Here is a 16,460-nt window from a genome sequence, read left to right on the forward strand (position 1 = left end):
GGCGGGAAGTGCGGGACAGTGGCGGCAACGTTCATGCGGCCTGCTCCCGGGTGCCGGGCAGTGCGCGCGGCGCCAGTCCGGCCACGGCATTGGCAATTGCACGGATATGCTCGGGGGTGGAGCCACAGCAACCGCCGACCAGGTTCAACAGGCCATCCTCGGCGAAGCCGCGCAGGGTGGTGGCCATCTCTTCAGGGGTTTCGTCGTACTCGCCGAACGCGTTGGGCAGGCCTGCATTGGGGTGGGCGCTGACGTAACAGTCGGCGACCTGCGAGAGGGTTTCCACATGCGGGCGCATCGCATCGGCACCCAGCGCGCAGTTCAATCCGATCGACAACGGCCGGGCGTGGGCGAGAGATGCGTGGAAGGCCTCGGCGGTCTGCCCGGACAGGGTGCGACCGGAAGCGTCGGTGATGGTGCCGGAGATCATCACCGGCAGCCGCGCGCCGCGCGCATCGAACGCTTCCTCCAGCGCATACAGCGCGGCCTTGGCGTTGAGCGTGTCGAAGATGGTCTCGACCATGAGGGTGTCGGCGCCGCCGTCGATCAGGCCCTCGATGGCTTCGCGGTAGGTGTCGCGCAGCTCGTCGAAGCTGGTGTTGCGGAAGCCGGGATCGTTGACGTCAGGGCTGATCGAAGCGGTGCGGCTGGTCGGGCCGATCACCCCGATCACGAAGCGCGGCTTGCCCGGGGTGGTTGCGGCCACTGCATCACAGCACGCGCGCGCGACCGCAGCGCCGGCCTTGTTCAACTCGTACACCAGGTGTTCGAGGTGGTAGTCGGCCTGGCTGACCGACGTGGCGTTGAAGGTGTTGGTCTCGACCAGATCTGCGCCCGCTTCCAGGTAGGCGGTGTGGATGTCGGCGACGATCTGCGGCCGGGTCAGCAGCAGCAGATCGTTGTTGCCCTTCAGGTCATGGCCTTCCGGTGTGGCGTGATCGCAGCCGGGGCCATGCAGATGGTCGTAGCCATCGGCGAAGCGCTCGCCACGGTAATCGTCTTCCTGCAGGCCATGGCGCTGGATCATCGTACCCATCGCGCCGTCGATGATCAGGATCCGCTCGCGCAGGGCGTCGAGCAGGGCGTTGGCACGATCTGGATGCAACCAGGGCAGGGCGGGCATGGCGGTCTCGGGCTCAGGGCTTGTTGGCGATCAGCGAAATCACTTCGAAGTGCGGCGGACGCTTCTCGCGGGTGACCGTCTCCAGGCTGGACACCTGCAGGCCGGCCTTGTCGACGAACCTGCGCAGTTCCTTGTCGCTGAAGCCGAGGTTGACGTGGCCATAGGCCTCCACGGCCGCCTTGTGCTCGTGCCGGGCCAGGCTGCACAGCAGCAGGCGGCCACCCGGTCGCAGTACGCGCGCGGCTTCGGTCACTGCCTGCGCCGGTTTGCTGGCGTAGGTCAACGCGTGCATCAGCACGACCAGATCGAAGCTGCTGTCCTTGAACGGCAGGGCATGCATGTCGCCCTCGCGCACTTCCACGTTGGGCAGGCGGCGCAGGCGCTCGCTGGCGGCGGCGACCACGCGTGCGCTGGTGTCGATGCAGATGTAGCGCTTGGCATGCGGGGCGACGAGTTCGGCCAGCACGCCATCACCGGAGGCAATGTCCAGCACGTCGCCGGTTTCCAGCAGTGGCAGCGCGGTGCGCGCAAGGGCCTCCCAGGTCCGGCCTGGAGAGTAGTGGCGCTCCATGTCGCCGGCCACGCTGTCGGCCCAGTTCTGGTCGGAGGCGCGGTGGGCCAGCACGGCGGCGACGCGTTCGGCGTCCTGGCGAAGCAGCGGGTCGTCGCTTCCATTGCTCAAGGCATGCCACAATGCACGCTGCGCCGGGTCCAGCTGGGCCTCGTCGAAGCGGTAATAGGCCGACACGCCGGCACGGCGGTCGCGGACCAGGCCGGCTTCCTTCAGGCGTGCCAGGTGGGTGGACACCCGCGGCTGTGCCAGCCGGGTGATCGCCGACAGTTCGGCCACGGTCAGTTCCTCCTGCTCCAGCAGCGCCAGCAGGCGCACGCGAGTGGCATCGGCGAACACCTTCAGGCGGGTCGACCAGTCTTCCAGATCCATAAACATCTACCTATCGCGATATAGAGATATATTCGCTGAAGGGGCTGTCGCGGTCAAGTCGCCAGCGTACGGAAACTGCCGGGCCCCGGTACAATCGGAGCACCTGGGCGCGCCGTATGCGGCCCATAACTTCATGTACCCGGGAGGGTGTTGTGGATTTCAGCTTTACCGAAGAGCAGTTGATGCTGCAGGACGTTGCGCGGCGCATCGCGCAGGAGAAGATCGCCCCCAGTGCGGAGCATCATGACCGCACCGGCGAGTTCCCGCTGGACAACATCCGCCTGCTGGGCGAGAACGGCCTGATGGGCATTGAAGTGCCGACCGAATACGGCGGTGCGGGCATGGACCCGGTTGCGTACGTGCTGGCGATGGTGGAGGTCGCCGCCGCCGACGCAGCCCATTCGACCATCATGTCGGTCAACAATTCGCTGTTCTGCAACGGCATCCTGACCCACGGTACCGAGCAGCAGAAGCAGACCCACGTACGTGCCATCGCCGAAGGCACGGCCATCGGCGCGTTCGCGCTGACCGAGCCGCAGTCCGGTTCCGATGCCACCGCCATGCGCTGCCGCGCGGTGAAGCAGGCCGACGGCACCTTCGTCATCAATGGCAAGAAGAGCTGGATCACCTCCGGTCCGGTGGCCAAGTACATCGTGCTGTTCGCGATGAGCGAGCCGGACAAGGCCGCGCGCGGCATCACCGCCTTCATCATCGATACCGACAAGGCCGGTTTCGGTCGTGGCAAGACCGAGCCCAAGCTGGGCATCCGCGCCTCGGCCACCTGCGAGATCGAGTTCAACGACTACGTGGCGCAGGCCGAAGACGTGCTGGGCCAGGAAGGCGAGGGATTCAAGATCGCCATGAGCGTGCTCGATGCCGGTCGCATCGGCATCGCTTCGCAGGCCATCGGCATCGCCCGTGCCGCCTATGAAGCGACGATTGAATACGTCAAGGAGCGCAAGGCATTCGGCGCGGCCATCGGTACCTTCCAGATGACCCAGGCCAAGATTGCCGACATGAAGTGCAAGCTGGACGCAGCGCTGCTGCTGACCCTGCGCGCGGCGTGGGTGAAGGGCCAGGGCAAGCGCTTCAGCAATGAGGCTGCCATTGCCAAGCTGACCGCCTCTGAGGCGGCGATGTGGATTACCCACCAGGCGGTGCAGATCCACGGCGGCATGGGGTATTCCAAGGAAATGCCGCTGGAGCGCTACTTCCGTGATGCCAAGATCACCGAGATCTACGAAGGTACTTCGGAGATCCAGCGCCTGGTGATCGCCCGCAACGAAACCGGGCTGCGCTGAGTCGCATGGCCGCGCCGCCGCAATGGCGGCGCGGCGGTAGGTCCACGCCACGCGTGGATGCGCTGTTCTCTGGCCGTCTGTAGAGCCGAGCCCATGCTCGGCTCCGGTACAAGCAGCCGAGCATGGGCTCGGCTCTACAGAGCGGCAACCTGCGCATCGCCATACATTTCATTCTGCGGCGCCCTCCCAAAGCCCCGCTACAATGCAGGCCGTTTTTTTCATGGGTCTGCACGATGATCTATCGCGGTTGGGGAATCATGACGCTGGTGACGCCGATTGCAGCGATCCTGCTGCTGGCGTACTTCTTTCCGCATGACGGCCCCAAGGGCAATACTCCGCTGTCACAGGTTCTGTTGGGCGCAGGCCTCGGCGCAGCGGTGAACGTGGTGCTGGGCCTGTGGCTCAACCGTGCGCCGCGGCAGAAGGGGGAGGCCGCGCCCCACCATTTCTTCTTCGTACCCATGCAGTGGGCCTCGCTGATTCTGGTGGCGGTGTGCGCCGTGGTCGCGGTGATGCGCTGAGGCGTTGCCCGAACAGCGCCAACCCAGGTTGACGGATATCGGCCATGCCGTTGTTCCGGTAGATGCCAACCTGGGTTGGCATGAATTCAATTGTGGCAATAAAAAGGCCCCGGATCGCTCCGGGGCCTTCTCGTTCTCAGCGCAGCACCGGATCAACGATCCGGACGATGTGCGGCATCCGCATCGCGCTGGCGTTCCATGAACTCCTTGGACGGTTCGTCCAGCTTGTCGCCCAGCATGCGGCGCACGACCACGAAGAACACCGGGATCATCAGCAGGCCGAGCAGGGTGGCGAACAGCATGCCGCCGATCACGCCGGTACCGATGGCGTGGCGGGAGTTGGCGCCGGCACCGGTGGAGATCGCCATCGGGATCACGCCCATGATGAACGCGAACGATGTCATCAGGATCGGGCGGAAACGCAGGCGCGCCGCTTCGATGGTGGCATCACGCAGGTTCTTGCCTGCTGCGCGCTGCTCCACCGCGAACTCCACGATCAGGATCGCGTTCTTCGCCGCCAGGCCGATCACGGTGATCAGGCCGATCTTGAAGAACAGATCGTTGGGCAGGCCGCGCAGCATCGACAGGCCGAGGGCACCCAGCACGCCCAGCGGCACCACCAGCAGCACCGCCACCGGGATCGACCAGCTTTCATACAGGGCGGCAAGGCACAGGAACACCACCACGATGGACAGCACCAGCAGCAGGGTCGCAGCGTTGCCGGCCAGGATTTCCTGGTAGGACATGCCCGACCAGTCGTAGCCGAAGCCGGCCGGCAGGTCGTCGTTGACGATGCCTTCCATGGTCTGCATCGCCTCACCCGAGCTGGTGCCCGGTGCCTGCGAACCGACGATGTTGATCGCCGAGTAGCCGTTGTAGCGGCTCAGCGACGGCGGCGCCGACACCCATTCGGACTTGACCACCGTGTTCAACGGGATCATCGCGTTGGTGCCATCGGCGTTCTGGGTCAGGCTGGACGGGCTGTAGAAGCTCTTCAGCGATTCCTGGCCAGTGCGGTACGGACCATCGGCCTGCATGGTCACGCGCTTGATGCGGCCTTCGTAGAAGAAGTCGTTGACGTACACCGGGGCCAGCATCAGCTGGATGGTGCTGTACACGTCCGACACCGACATGCCCATCGACTGCGCCTGCACGCGGTCCACGTGCAGCTGCAGCTGCGGCGCGTTTTCCAGGCCGTTGGGGCGCACGCCAACCAGGTGGTCCGGCTTCTGCGCGGCCTGGCCGAGCAGGATGTTGCGGGCCTGGGTCAACTGTTCGTAGCCGGCACCGCTACGGTCCTGCAGCCACATGTCAAAGCCACCGAACTGGCCGAGGCCCTGCACGGTGGGCAGGTTGACCACAAAGATCTGCGCTTCCTTGATGCCGTAGAACGCGCCGTTCATGTTCTGGATGAACTCGGGCGCGGTGAACTTGCGTTCCTCCCACGGCTTCAGGCGGATGAAGCCCATGCCCACGTTTTCGCCGGAACCGACGAAGCTGAAGCCGGCCACCTGCAGCATGCCTTCATAGCCATCCTGCTTTTCCAGGATGCCACGCATCTGCGCGAACACTTCGTTGGTCTGGCCCTTGGTCGAGCCCGGCGGCAGCTGCACGATCGCCAGCGCATAGCCCTGGTCTTCTTCCGGCAGGAAGCTGCCCGGCATGCGGGTGAACAGGAAGCCGCACAGCGCGGTCAGCACCACGAACAGGATCATCCAGCGCGGCGCATGGCGCACCGCCGAGGTGATGTGCCCCACGTAGGTGTGGCTGATCTTGTCGTAGTACTTGTTGAAGGTGCGGTAGACGATGTTCGGGTTGTCGTTGTGCGTCGGCTTGAGGAAGGTCGCGCACAGCGCCGGGGTGAAGCCCAGCGCCAGGAACGCCGAGAACGCCATCGAGATGGCGATGGTCAGCGCGAACTGCTTGTAGATCTCACCGGCGGCACCGCCCTGCAGGGCGGAGGGGATGAACACCGCGGCCAGCACGACGGTGATCGCCACCACCGCGCCGGTGATCTGGGTCATCGCCTTCTGCGTGGCCGGCTTCGGCGCCAGGCCCTCCTCGGTCATGATGCGTTCGACGTTCTCGATCACCACGATCGCGTCGTCGACCACGATGCCGATCGCCAGCACCATCGCGAACAGCGTCAGCTGGTTGATCGTGAAGCCGATCATCCACATGCCCAGGAAGGTACCGAGCAGGGCCACCGGGATGACCAGGGTCGGGATCAGCGTGGCGCGGAAGTTCTGCAGGAAGATCAGCATCACCAGGAACACCAGGAACACTGCTTCAAACAGTGTCTTGACCACTTCCTGGATCGAGATCTTGACGAAGGTGGTGCTGTCGTACGGCGAGAACCAGGTGACCCCGGCCGGGAAGCTGGGCTGCAGCTCGTCCATCTTGGCGCGCACCGCTTCGGCCACGTTCAGGGCGTTGGCGCCCGGCAGCAGCTGGATGGCGAAGGCGCCGGTCGGCTTGCCGTTGTACTGGGTGTCGAAGCCGTAGTTGTTGGCACCGAAGGCGACGCGGGCGATGTCCTTCAGCAGCACGCGCGAGCCATCAGCGTTGGCACGCAGGATGATGTTCTCGAATTCCTGCGGCGAGCTGAAGCGGCCTTCGGCCGAGACCGTGGCGGTGAAGTGCTGGCCTTCCGGCGACGGATCCGAACCCAGCGCGCCGGCGGCGAACTGCACGTTCTGCGCACGCACCGCGGCCAGTACCTGGCTGGCCGACAGGCCGTAGCCCTGCATCTTTTCCGGGTTCAGCCAGATGTTCATGGCGTACTCGGAACCGAACTGCTGGGTGCTGCCGACGCCGGGGATGCGCGAGACCTGGTCGAGCACGCGCGAGCCCACGATGTCGTTCAGCGCGTCACGGTTGATGGTCGGGGTATCGGACTGCAGCGCCACCACCATCAGGAAGCCGGCGTTGGCCTTGGCCACCACCACGCCCTGCTGGGTGACTTCCGAAGGCAGGCGTGGCGTGGCCAGCGAGACCTTGTTCTGCACCTGCACCTGGGCGATGTCCGGATCGGTACCGGTCTCGAAGGTCAGGGTGATCTGCGCACGGCCGTTGGAGGCGGACGAGGAGCTGAAGTACAGCAGGTGATCGATGCCGGTCAGCTGCTGCTCGATCACCTGGGTGACCGACTTTTCCGTGGTATCGGCGCTGGCGCCCGGGTAGGTGGCCGAGACGGTGACCTGCGGCGGGGCGATGTTGGGATAGGACTCCACGCCCAGGTTGAGGATCGCGATCACGCCGCTGAGCGAGATCAGGATCGCAACCACCCAGGCGAAGACTGGATGTTCGATGAAAAATTTAGGCATGACGGAAGGTTCCCGTTACTGCTTGTTCGAATCGGTGGCGGCCGGCTTGGCCGCATCGGCCTGCTCGGGCCTGGCCGCGTCGGCCGGTGCCTTGCCTGCAGCCGGTGCAGCGCCCGCCGGGGCGGCGCCGCCTGCGGCCGGCTTGCCGTTGGCGTCCTGGCCAGGGGTCCACGGCTTGGCCACCGCCGGTGCACCTTCCTTGACCTTCTGCACGCCGGCCACGATCACCTTGTCACCGGCGGCCAGGCCGTCGCTGACCAGCCAGCTGCCGTTCTGCGCGCCATCGGTCTTCACGTTCTTGCGCACGACCTTGCCGTCGGCGCCGACCACCATCACGTAGCCGCCGGTGGTATCGCGCAGCAGGGCCTGCTGCGGCACCAGGAAGGCGTTGTTGCGCTCGCCCAGGTTGGCCTGGAAGCTGACGAAGGCGCCCGGCAGCAGGATCTGCTGCGGGTTCGGCAGCAGCGCGCGCAACGACACGGCGCCGGTGGCCGGGTCGACCGTGGTCGAGGAGAAGTCCAGCGTGCCCGGCTCACCATAGGTGGTGCCGTCGGCGAGCTTGACGTTGACCGTGGCCTTGCCGTCGCCGGACAGCGCCAGCGCGCCCTTGGCCTGCTGCGCGCGCAGCTGGGTCAGCTCGTCCACGCTCAACGAGAAGTTGACGTACAGCGGGTCGAGCTGGTCGACGGTGGTCAGCAGGGTCACATCGCCCTGGCCCACCAGCGCGCCCTCGGTGACCTGCTGCTTGTTGGCCACGCCACTGATCGGCGCGGTCACTTCGGCATAGCCCAGGTTGATCCGCGAGGAGGTCACTGCCGCTTCGGCCTGTTTGACCGCGGCCAGCGCGGTGCGCTCGGCCGATTCGGCGTTGTCCAGGTCGGACTTGGAGACGAACTGCTGCGGGGCCAGCGAGCGTGCGCGGTCGGCGGCGACCTTGGCGTTGGCGTAGGTCGCGCGGGCCGAGGCCAGCTGGGCCTCGGAGGCGTTGAGCGAGGCACGCAGCGGCGCCGGGTCGATCAGGAACAGGGTCTGGCCCTGCTTGACCTGCGAGCCTTCCTGGTAGACGCGCTTGAGCAGCACGCCGGGCACGCGTGCGCGGACGTCGGCGCTGCGGAACGGCGACAGGCGGCCGACCAGTTCGCGCTGCAGCGGCAGGGTCTGCGGCTTGGCGTCGATCACGCCCACCTCCGGCGGCGGGGGCGTCTGCTGTTCCGGCTTCTTGCAGGCAGCCAGCGCGACAGCAACGGCGCACGTCAAGGCAAGGGTGCGGAGTGGGGCGGTCATCAGGAGGAACTCCGGGGTTGGTTTGTAGACGGGGCCGGCGACGGCTGAGGCGCGAAGGCGCGCAGGAAGCTGTCGACGGAGAACTCTGCCCAGCGCCGACGCAAGAGCGCGTCATCACGGTGGGGGGTATGGAAGCGCTGTTTGTCGAAATCCTGACCGGCGATCATGCTCAGCAGCAGTTCGGCCATGAAGTGCGGGTCGTCATGCCGGAGCTGGCCCTGCATGCAAACGGTTTCAATCCATTCAGCAAGATGAAGCGACAGCGCGCCGGCACCATGCCGATACAGCGTACGCGCCTCTTCGGGAAACTGGGCCGCCTCGGCCGCGATCAGCCGGCAGGCCTGCCCTACGTGCGGTTGGTTGAAATGCTCCAGGAAGTCGGTGGCGAACTGGAGCAGGCTGGCACGCAGGTCGTCACTGCGGAGTGCACGAACCATGGCCCCGGTGGCGTGGCCGACGTGGCGCTGCATTACCCGGCGCAGCAGTTGCTGCTTGCTGCCATAGCGCGAGTAGAGGGTCTGCTTGGAACAGCCGGCATGCTGGGCCACCGCGTCCATGCTCATCTGGATGCCCTGCTGGGCCAGCAGTTCGCGCACGGCATCGAACACGCGCTCATCGCGTGCGTCGAGGGCAACGGGGAGGTAGGCCGGGTTCACGCGGTGGACTATACCGTCCAGTTCAGGATTGTGGAATCGAATCGGCGTCGCCGCGTGTGTCTTCCGGTAACACGCTTTGCCGATCCTGTCGGCAGTGCTGAAGCAGGCGCCAGCTCCATACCGGAGCGAACTGAATAGGCGTCTAAACCGCAGCAAACCCGAATCTGCTTATTCCGTCCTGCAGCAAGGCCTTTTCGTGCGGTAGGGCTACAATTTCATTTTCCCAACTGAGCAAGCGCATCGCTCTGCCATGAAACCGCAAAAAACCGCAGCCAAGACCGTGAAAAACAAGACGAAACCAGCAGAGTCGGAGGTCGCAGTGACCGCTGGTTTCTCCCTGGAGCCGGTGTACACGGCCTTGCGCAAGCGCTACCCCGCGGCCGCACAGGCCGAAGCAGTGGCCTTCGCCACTGACTTCTACAAGCGCATGGAGTCGGACGAGTTCCCGCACCACAGCGCTGAAGAGTGGGCCGCTCTCGCGGCTGAGACGCTGGAATTCGCCCGGGCCCGCAAGGCTGGCAAGGCCAACGTCCGCGTGTTCAATCCGACCGCGAAGGCCAACGGTTGGGAATCGCCGCATACCGTGCTGCAGATCGTCAACGACGACATGCCGTTCCTGGTCGATACCGTCACCATGTCGCTGGCCGAGCAGGGCGTGGGCGTCCACGTGCTGGGCCACCCGGTACTGCGTTTCACCCGCGACAAGGCCGGCAAGCTGGTCAAGGTCGGCGAAGGTGATGCCGAGTCGGTGATGCTGCTGGAAATCGACCGCCAGCCGGCCGATGCGATGGCCGCCATCGAGCAGGCCATCAACAAGGCGCTGGATGAAGTGCGTGCAATCGTGCGCGACTGGCAGCCGATGAAGGACAAGGCGCTGGCACTGGCCGACGACCTGGGCAGCCGCCAGCTGCCCGTCGACGACGCGTCGCGCAAGGAAGCACAGGAGTTCCTGCGCTGGGCCGCTGACAACCACTTCACCTTCTTCGGCTACCGCGAGTACCGCGTCGAGAAGCAGGGCAAGGAAGAGGTGCTGGCGCCGCTGAACGACACCGGCCTGGGCCTGATGCGCGGCAAGGACAAGTCCGCCGCCCGTCCGGTCAAGACGCTGGCCGCGCAGGGCCTGAATACCACGTCCGGTTTGAAGGATGCGCTGATCCTGACCAAGACCAATGCCCGTTCGCGCGTGCACCGCGCCGGCTACATGGACTACATCGGCGTGCTGGAGTTCGACGCCAAGGGCAAGATCATCGGCGAGCAGCGTTTCCTCGGCCTGTTCACCTCCAGCGCCTACAACCGTCGCCCGTGGGAAATCCCGCTGGTGCGCCAGCGCCACGAGCACGTGATGAAGCAGTCCGGGCTGGCCCCGGCCAGCCACAGTGGCAAGGCCCTGCGCCATATCCTGGAAACCCTGCCGCGCGAAGAACTGTTCCAGTCCAGCGAGGACGAACTGTTCCGCACCGCGATGGGCGTGCTGGGCCTGCAGGAACGGGTGCGCAGCCGCCTGTTCCTGCGCCGTGACAAGTACAGCCGTTTCATCTCCGCGCTGGTCTACCTGCCGCGCGAGCGCTTCAACACCGACGTGCGCCTGCGCATCGAAGCGATGCTCAAGGACGCGCTGCACGGCGAGTTCGTCGACAGCTCGGTGGTGCTGGGCGAATCGCCGCTGGCGCAGGTTCACCTGATCGTGCGCCCGAAGCCGGGTGAAATGCTCGACGTCGATACCGCCGAACTGGAGCAGAAGCTGGCCCAGGTGCTGCGCAACTGGCAGGACGACCTGCGCGAAGCGCTGGTGAGCCGCCACGGCGAGACCGAAGGCCTGCGCATCGCCGCCCGCATCGGCAAGGCGCTGCCGGCCGGCTACATCGAAGACAACAGCACCGCCGTTGCCGCCAACGATGTCAGCCAGCTCGACGCGCTGACCGGCCCGGACGACCTGCGCCTGAGCCTGCAGGCCGTGCCGCGCGAAAGCGGCGATGGCCTGCGCCTGAAGCTGTATCGCCAGCTGGATGACATCCCGCTGTCGGACGCGCTGCCGATGATGGAAAACATGGGCCTGCGCGTGATCGCCGAGCGTCCGTACCGCCTGTCGGTCGACAACGCGCCGGTGTACGTGCAGGACTTCGAAGTCGAGTCGACCGCTGGCGTGATCGATGCCGCCAGTGTCGATGAAGCGTTCGGCGAGACCTTCGCCCGCGTCTGGCACGGCGACGCCGAGAACGACGGCTTCAACCGCCTGGTGCTGGCTGCTGGCCTGCACTGGCGCCAGGTCGCCATGCTGCGTGGCTACTGCAAGTACCTGCTGCAGACCGGCGTGCCGTTCTCGCAGGCCTACGTGGAAGGCACCTTCGCGCGTTACCCGCTGCTGGCCCGCCTGCTGGTCGAACTGTTCGAGGCCCGCTTCGATCCGGCTACCGGCCATGAGAGCAAGGACGACATCGCGGCCGGTCAGGCCCAGCTGAAGGCCCACTTCGATGTGCTGGCCGCTGGCGACGATGCCACCCTGAAGGTGCTCAAGAGCGTGGTCGATGCCCGCAAGGGGGACCGCGACGCGCAGATGCAGGCCGCGCGCGATGCACTGCTGAAGCTGATGGATCGCGTGTCCAGCCTGGACGAGGACCGCATCCTGCGCTCGTTCATGGGCGTGATCGACGCGACCCTGCGTACCAGCTACTACCAGACCGATGCCAACGGCCAGCACGGCCATGTCATCAGCTTCAAGTTCGATTCGGCGCTGGTGCCGGACCTGCCGAAGCCGCGCCCGTACCGCGAGATCTTCGTGTACGGCCCGCGCGTGGAAGGTACCCACCTGCGCTTCGGCGCGGTTGCGCGTGGCGGCCTGCGCTGGTCGGATCGTCGCGAAGACTTCCGTACCGAAGTGCTGGGCCTGGTCAAGGCACAGATGGTCAAGAACACCGTCATCGTGCCGGTCGGCGCGAAGGGTGGGTTCTTCGCCAAGACCCCGCCGGTGAACGGCGATCGCGACGCGATCTTCGCCAACGGCGTGGCCTGCTACAAGCTGTTCATCCAGGGCCTGCTGGACATCACCGACAACATCGTCAACAACAAGATCGTGCCGCCGGTGGATGTCGTGCGCCACGACATGGACGATCCGTACCTGGTGGTGGCCGCCGACAAGGGCACTGCGACCTTCTCCGACATCGCCAACGGCCTGGCCATCGCGCACGGCTTCTGGATGGGCGATGCATTCGCCTCCGGTGGTTCGGTCGGCTACGACCACAAGGGCATGGGCATCACCGCGCGCGGCGCGTGGGAATCGGTCAAGCGCCACTTCCGTGCGCTGGGCCGCGACAGCCAGAGCCAGGACTTCACTGCGGTTGGCGTCGGCGATATGTCCGGCGACGTGTTCGGCAACGGCATGCTGCTGTCGCGCCACATCCGCCTGGTCGCTGCGTTCGACCACCGCCACATCTTCCTGGACCCGAATCCGGATGCGGCCACGTCGTTCATCGAGCGTGAGCGCCTGTTCACCCTGCCGCGTTCGAGCTGGGCGGACTACGACACCAAGCTGATCAGCAAGGGCGGCGGCGTGTACCCGCGCAGCCTGAAGTCGATCGAGATCACCCCGCAGGTGCGCGAAGCGCTGGGCCTGGACGAGAACGTCAAGGCGCTGTCGCCGAACGATCTGATGAGCGCGATCCTGAAGGCACCGGTCGACCTGCTGTGGAATGGCGGCATCGGTACCTACGTCAAGGCCGCCAGCGAGCAGCACAGCGATGTCGGCGATCGCGCCAACAACGCGCTGCGCGTGAACGGTGGCGAGCTGCGCTGCAAGGTGGTGGGCGAGGGCGGCAACCTGGGCATGACCCAGCTGGGCCGCATCGAGGCTGCCCAGGCCGGCGTGCTGCTCAACACCGACTTCATCGACAACTCGGCCGGCGTGGATACCTCCGACCACGAAGTCAACATCAAGATCCTGCTCAACGATGTGGTGCGGGCCAAGAAGCTGACCGTCGAGCAGCGCAACAAGCTGCTGGCTTCGATGACCGATGAGGTCGCCGAGCTGGTGCTCAACGACAACTACCGCCAGAACCAGGCGCTGAGCCTGATGGAGCGGATGGCGGTCAAGCGCCTGGGGTCCAAGCAGCACTTCATCCGTACCCTGGAACAGCAGGGGCTGCTCGACCGCCAGATCGAGTTCCTGCCGTCCGATGCCGAGCTCTCGCAGCGCAAGGCACGCGGCCAGGGCCTGACCCGTCCGGAGCTGTCGGTGCTGCTGTCCTATTCCAAGCTGGTGGCGTTCAACCAGCTGCTGGATTCGGACATTCCGGAAGATCCGTACCTGTCCAAGGAGCTGCAGCGCTACTTCCCGACCCCGCTGCAGAAGAAGTACGCCGACGCGATGGAGCGTCACCGCCTGAAGCGCGAAATCATCGCCACGGCCGTGACCAACCAGACCATCAACCGCATGGGCGCCACCTTCCTGATGCGCATGCAGGAAGACACCGGCCGTTCCATCGCCGAGGTCGCCAAGGCCTACACCATCAGCCGTGAAACGCTGGATGCACGCGCACTGTGGGCGCAGATCGACGCGCTCGACGGCAAGGTGCCGGAGTCGGTGCAGATCGACGCACTGGAAGTGATCTGGAAGCTGCAGCGTTCGTTCGTGCGCTGGCTGCTGTCGCGCCCGGGCGCGATGCCGGGCATCACCGAGGCGGTCAACCGCTACCAGGGCCCGTTCAACGACATTCGCGTTGCTTCGGGCGTGCTGCCGGATTCGCAGCGTCCGACCTACGAAGCCCTGGTGGCCGAGTGGAAGGAAAAGGGCCTGCCGTCCTCGCTGGCACAGCAGCTGGCCGAACTGCACTTCCTGGAGCCGGCGTTCGACATCATCGAACTGGCCCGCACCCGCAAGCTGAAGCCGGTGGACGTGTCCAAGGTCCACTTCCGCCTGGGCGATGCCCTGCAGCTGCCGTGGTTGTTCGAGCAGGTTGACGCGTTGGAGGTCAACGGTCGTTGGCACGCGGTGGCGCGTGGCGTGCTGCGTGACGAGCTGGCAGCCAACCACCGCAACCTGGCCGGGCAGGTGCTGGGCACCAAGGGCAACAGTGCCGAGGCCAAGGTCGCTGCCTGGATGGGCCGCGACGACAACAGCCTGCGCTTCACCCTGGCGATGCTGGCCGAACTGGCCGAGCAGAAGACCCTGGACTATCCGACCGTCTCGGTCGCGGTCCAACGCCTGGGCCAGCTGGCCGCGCATGGTGCGTAAGCGCATTCGCGCTGACGCCCCACGGATTGCTCTGCAAACCGTGGGCCCCATGCCAACCATGCTCCCAGACCCCCGCGCCGTTGGCGCGCCCCCCTGACTCAGGGGGGCTCCTGATCTGCAGCAGTTGGAGGAACGGCCCCGCGAAAGCGGGGCCGTTCTGCATTGTCTGGTAGTGCCGGCCGCTGGCCGGCAACCTCATGAATCGCAGCCGGGTGCAGCAGCCGGCCAGCGGCCGGCACGACCGGGTATGCTCTTGCTGGCACACCCACCCGGATCCACCGATGAGCGACACCCCCCGCATCGCTTTCCTGGCCAGCACCGCCGAACCTGCACAGATGGCCCGCGCGGCGATGATCTCGCGTTATGGCGATCACGCGCCCGAGCAGGCCGACGTGCTGTGCCCGCTGGGTGGCGACGGTTTCATGCTGCAGACCCTGCACCGGCACGGGCACCTGGGCAAGCCGGTGTTCGGCATGAAGCTGGGCACCGTTGGCTTCCTGATGAACCAGTACCGCGGCGACGATGACGTGCAGGCCCGCATTGCGCGTGCCGAACCGGCCAACCTGCGCCCGCTGGAAATGGTGGCGCTGACGGAGTCCGGGACCAGCACCGGCTCGCTGGCGTACAACGATGTCTCGCTCCTTCGCCAGACCCGGCAGGCGGCCCATATCGGTATCGACCTCAATGGCCAGGAGCGGGTGGCCGAGCTGATCGGTGACGGCGTGCTGGTGGCCACCCCGGCCGGCAGTACCGCCTACAATTATTCCGCGCACGGCCCGGTGTTGCCGCTGGGGTCGCATACCATCGCGCTGACGCCGCTGGCTCCGTATCGGCCGCGACGCTGGCGCGGCGCGATCCTCAAGGCCGACACCGAAGTGCGCTTCCGCGTGCTCGATCCCTACAAGCGTCCGGTCAGCGTCACCGCTGATTCGCACGAGACCCGCGATGTGGTCGAGGTGACCATCCGCGAGTCGAGGGACCGTCGTGTGACCCTGCTGTTCGACCCGGAGCACAACCTGGAAGACCGGATCCTGAGCGAACAGTTCGTTTTTTGAGGACAATGGGCGGCCGGCCCCGCCGACCGCTTGAAGGACCCCCACCGATGGGCGACAACTCCCCCCGTTTGCTGACCGTCGCGGTCACCTCGCGCGCGCTGTTCGACCTCGAGGAAAGCCATGCGCTGTTCGAGAGCGATGGCGTGGCGGCCTATGCCGAGTTCCAGCGCCAGCATGAGGACGACATCCTCGGTCCCGGCGTGGCCTTTCCCGTGGTGCGCAAGCTGCTGGCACTGAACCAGGGCGCCAGCCCGGAGAACCCGCGGGTCGAGGTGATCCTGCTGTCGCGCAATTCGGCCGATACCGGCCTGCGCATCTTCAACTCGATCCAGCATTACGGCCTGGGCATCATCCGTGCGACGTTCACCGCTGGCGAGCCGACCTGGCCGTATGTGAAGCCGTTCGGCACCGACCTGTTCCTGTCGGCCAACCCGGAATCGGTGCGTAGTGCGCTGCGCCATGGCATCGCGGCGGCGACCATCCTGCCCAAACCACCGGGCGAGACCGCTGCGGCAGCGGCCGACCAGATCGATACCGGTCGCCCGGCCGGCCAGCTGCGCATTGCCTTCGACGGTGACGCAGTGATCTTCGGTGACGAGAGTGAGCGCATTTCGCGCGAGCAGGGCGTGGAAGCCTTTGGCCGCCACGAACGCGAACGCGCCCGCGAACCACTCAGTGGCGGCCCCTTCCGCGGCTTCCTGTCGGCCCTGCACACGCTGCAGGAAGTGTTCCCGGCTGGCGACAGCGCGCCGATCCGTACCGCACTGGTGACCGCGCGGTCGGCCCCGGCGCACGAGCGGGTGATCCGTACCCTGCGGGAATGGGGCGTGCGCCTGGACGAAGCGCTGTTCCTCGGCGGCCGGCACAAGGGACCGTTCCTGCAGGCCTTCGGTGCCGACATCTTCTTCGATGATTCGCAGCACAACATCGACAGCGCCCGCGAGCATGTAGCCGCCGGCCACGTACCGCACGGCGTCGCCAACGAAGGCTGAGCCCGGTAGCTGCCAACCCTGGTTGGCATCGC

10 protein-coding genes are annotated in these 16,460 nt (G+C 66.1%); 5 read left to right on the forward strand and 5 right to left on the reverse strand.

The window, feature by feature from the left end:
- Positions 1-31 precede the first annotated feature (31 nt).
- Entirely contained in the window at positions 32-1,123 is a 1,092-nt protein-coding gene (locus AC5P74_RS05295; RefSeq protein WP_346608063.1) for a homocysteine S-methyltransferase family protein, read from the reverse strand.
- A 13-nt stretch (positions 1,124-1,136) separates the two neighbouring features.
- Positions 1,137-2,066, reverse strand: coding sequence for an ArsR/SmtB family transcription factor (locus AC5P74_RS05300; protein ID WP_049465810.1), 930 nt, complete (start codon positions 2,064-2,066; stop codon positions 1,137-1,139).
- A gap of 152 nt (positions 2,067-2,218) precedes the next feature.
- Here AC5P74_RS05300 and AC5P74_RS05305 point away from each other — a divergent pair, with 152 nt between their 5' ends.
- Both AC5P74_RS05305 and AC5P74_RS05310 read left to right on the forward strand, forming a co-directional pair.
- Entirely contained in the window at positions 2,219-3,367 is a 1,149-nt protein-coding gene (locus tag AC5P74_RS05305) for an acyl-CoA dehydrogenase family protein (protein ID WP_070490445.1), read from the forward strand.
- A 122-nt stretch (positions 3,368-3,489) separates the two neighbouring features.
- Positions 3,490-3,888 carry a hypothetical protein gene (locus AC5P74_RS05310; RefSeq protein ID WP_229766042.1) on the forward strand — a complete coding sequence of 133 codons (399 nt, stop codon included), beginning with the start codon at positions 3,490-3,492 and terminating at the stop codon, positions 3,886-3,888.
- Positions 3,889-4,040: 152 nt separating this feature from the next.
- On the opposite strand, the gene AC5P74_RS05315 is transcribed toward AC5P74_RS05310, so the two are convergent.
- Genes AC5P74_RS05315 through AC5P74_RS05325 form a run of 3 tightly spaced genes read right to left on the reverse strand, consistent with a single transcriptional unit; the run spans position 4,041 to position 9,154 of the window.
- Positions 4,041-7,214: a multidrug efflux RND transporter permease subunit gene (locus AC5P74_RS05315; protein ID WP_053499470.1), complete on the reverse strand. Its 3,174-nt coding sequence runs from the start codon at positions 7,212-7,214 to the stop codon at positions 4,041-4,043.
- Between the two features lie 15 nt (positions 7,215-7,229).
- Positions 7,230-8,498, reverse strand: coding sequence for an efflux RND transporter periplasmic adaptor subunit (locus AC5P74_RS05320; RefSeq protein ID WP_495204836.1), 1,269 nt, complete (start codon positions 8,496-8,498; stop codon positions 7,230-7,232).
- Positions 8,498-9,154, reverse strand: a complete 657-nt coding sequence (locus AC5P74_RS05325) for a TetR/AcrR family transcriptional regulator (protein ID WP_005417420.1) — start codon at positions 9,152-9,154, stop codon at positions 8,498-8,500. The genes AC5P74_RS05320 and AC5P74_RS05325 overlap by 1 nt, the downstream gene beginning before the upstream one ends.
- A 250-nt stretch (positions 9,155-9,404) precedes the next feature.
- Between AC5P74_RS05325 and AC5P74_RS05330 the strand changes: the two genes are divergently transcribed.
- The 3 genes from AC5P74_RS05330 to AC5P74_RS05340 all read left to right on the forward strand — a co-directional run bounded on the left by AC5P74_RS05330 (position 9,405) and on the right by AC5P74_RS05340 (position 16,428).
- Complete coding sequence (locus tag AC5P74_RS05330; RefSeq protein WP_372483930.1) at positions 9,405-14,381, forward strand: NAD-glutamate dehydrogenase; 4,977 nt, start codon at positions 9,405-9,407, stop codon at positions 14,379-14,381.
- A 281-nt stretch (positions 14,382-14,662) separates the two neighbouring features.
- Positions 14,663-15,436 (forward strand): NAD kinase, encoded by a 774-nt coding sequence (locus AC5P74_RS05335; protein WP_005417415.1) that lies wholly within the window; start codon positions 14,663-14,665, stop codon positions 15,434-15,436.
- A 47-nt stretch (positions 15,437-15,483) separates the two neighbouring features.
- A complete protein-coding gene (locus AC5P74_RS05340) occupies positions 15,484-16,428 on the forward strand; it encodes a 5'-nucleotidase (protein ID WP_005417414.1) in 945 nt (314 codons plus the stop codon).
- Positions 16,429-16,460: the final 32 nt, after the last annotated feature.

The sequence above is a fragment of the Stenotrophomonas sp. YJH_SMC_94-11 genome, from assembly GCF_059370435.1.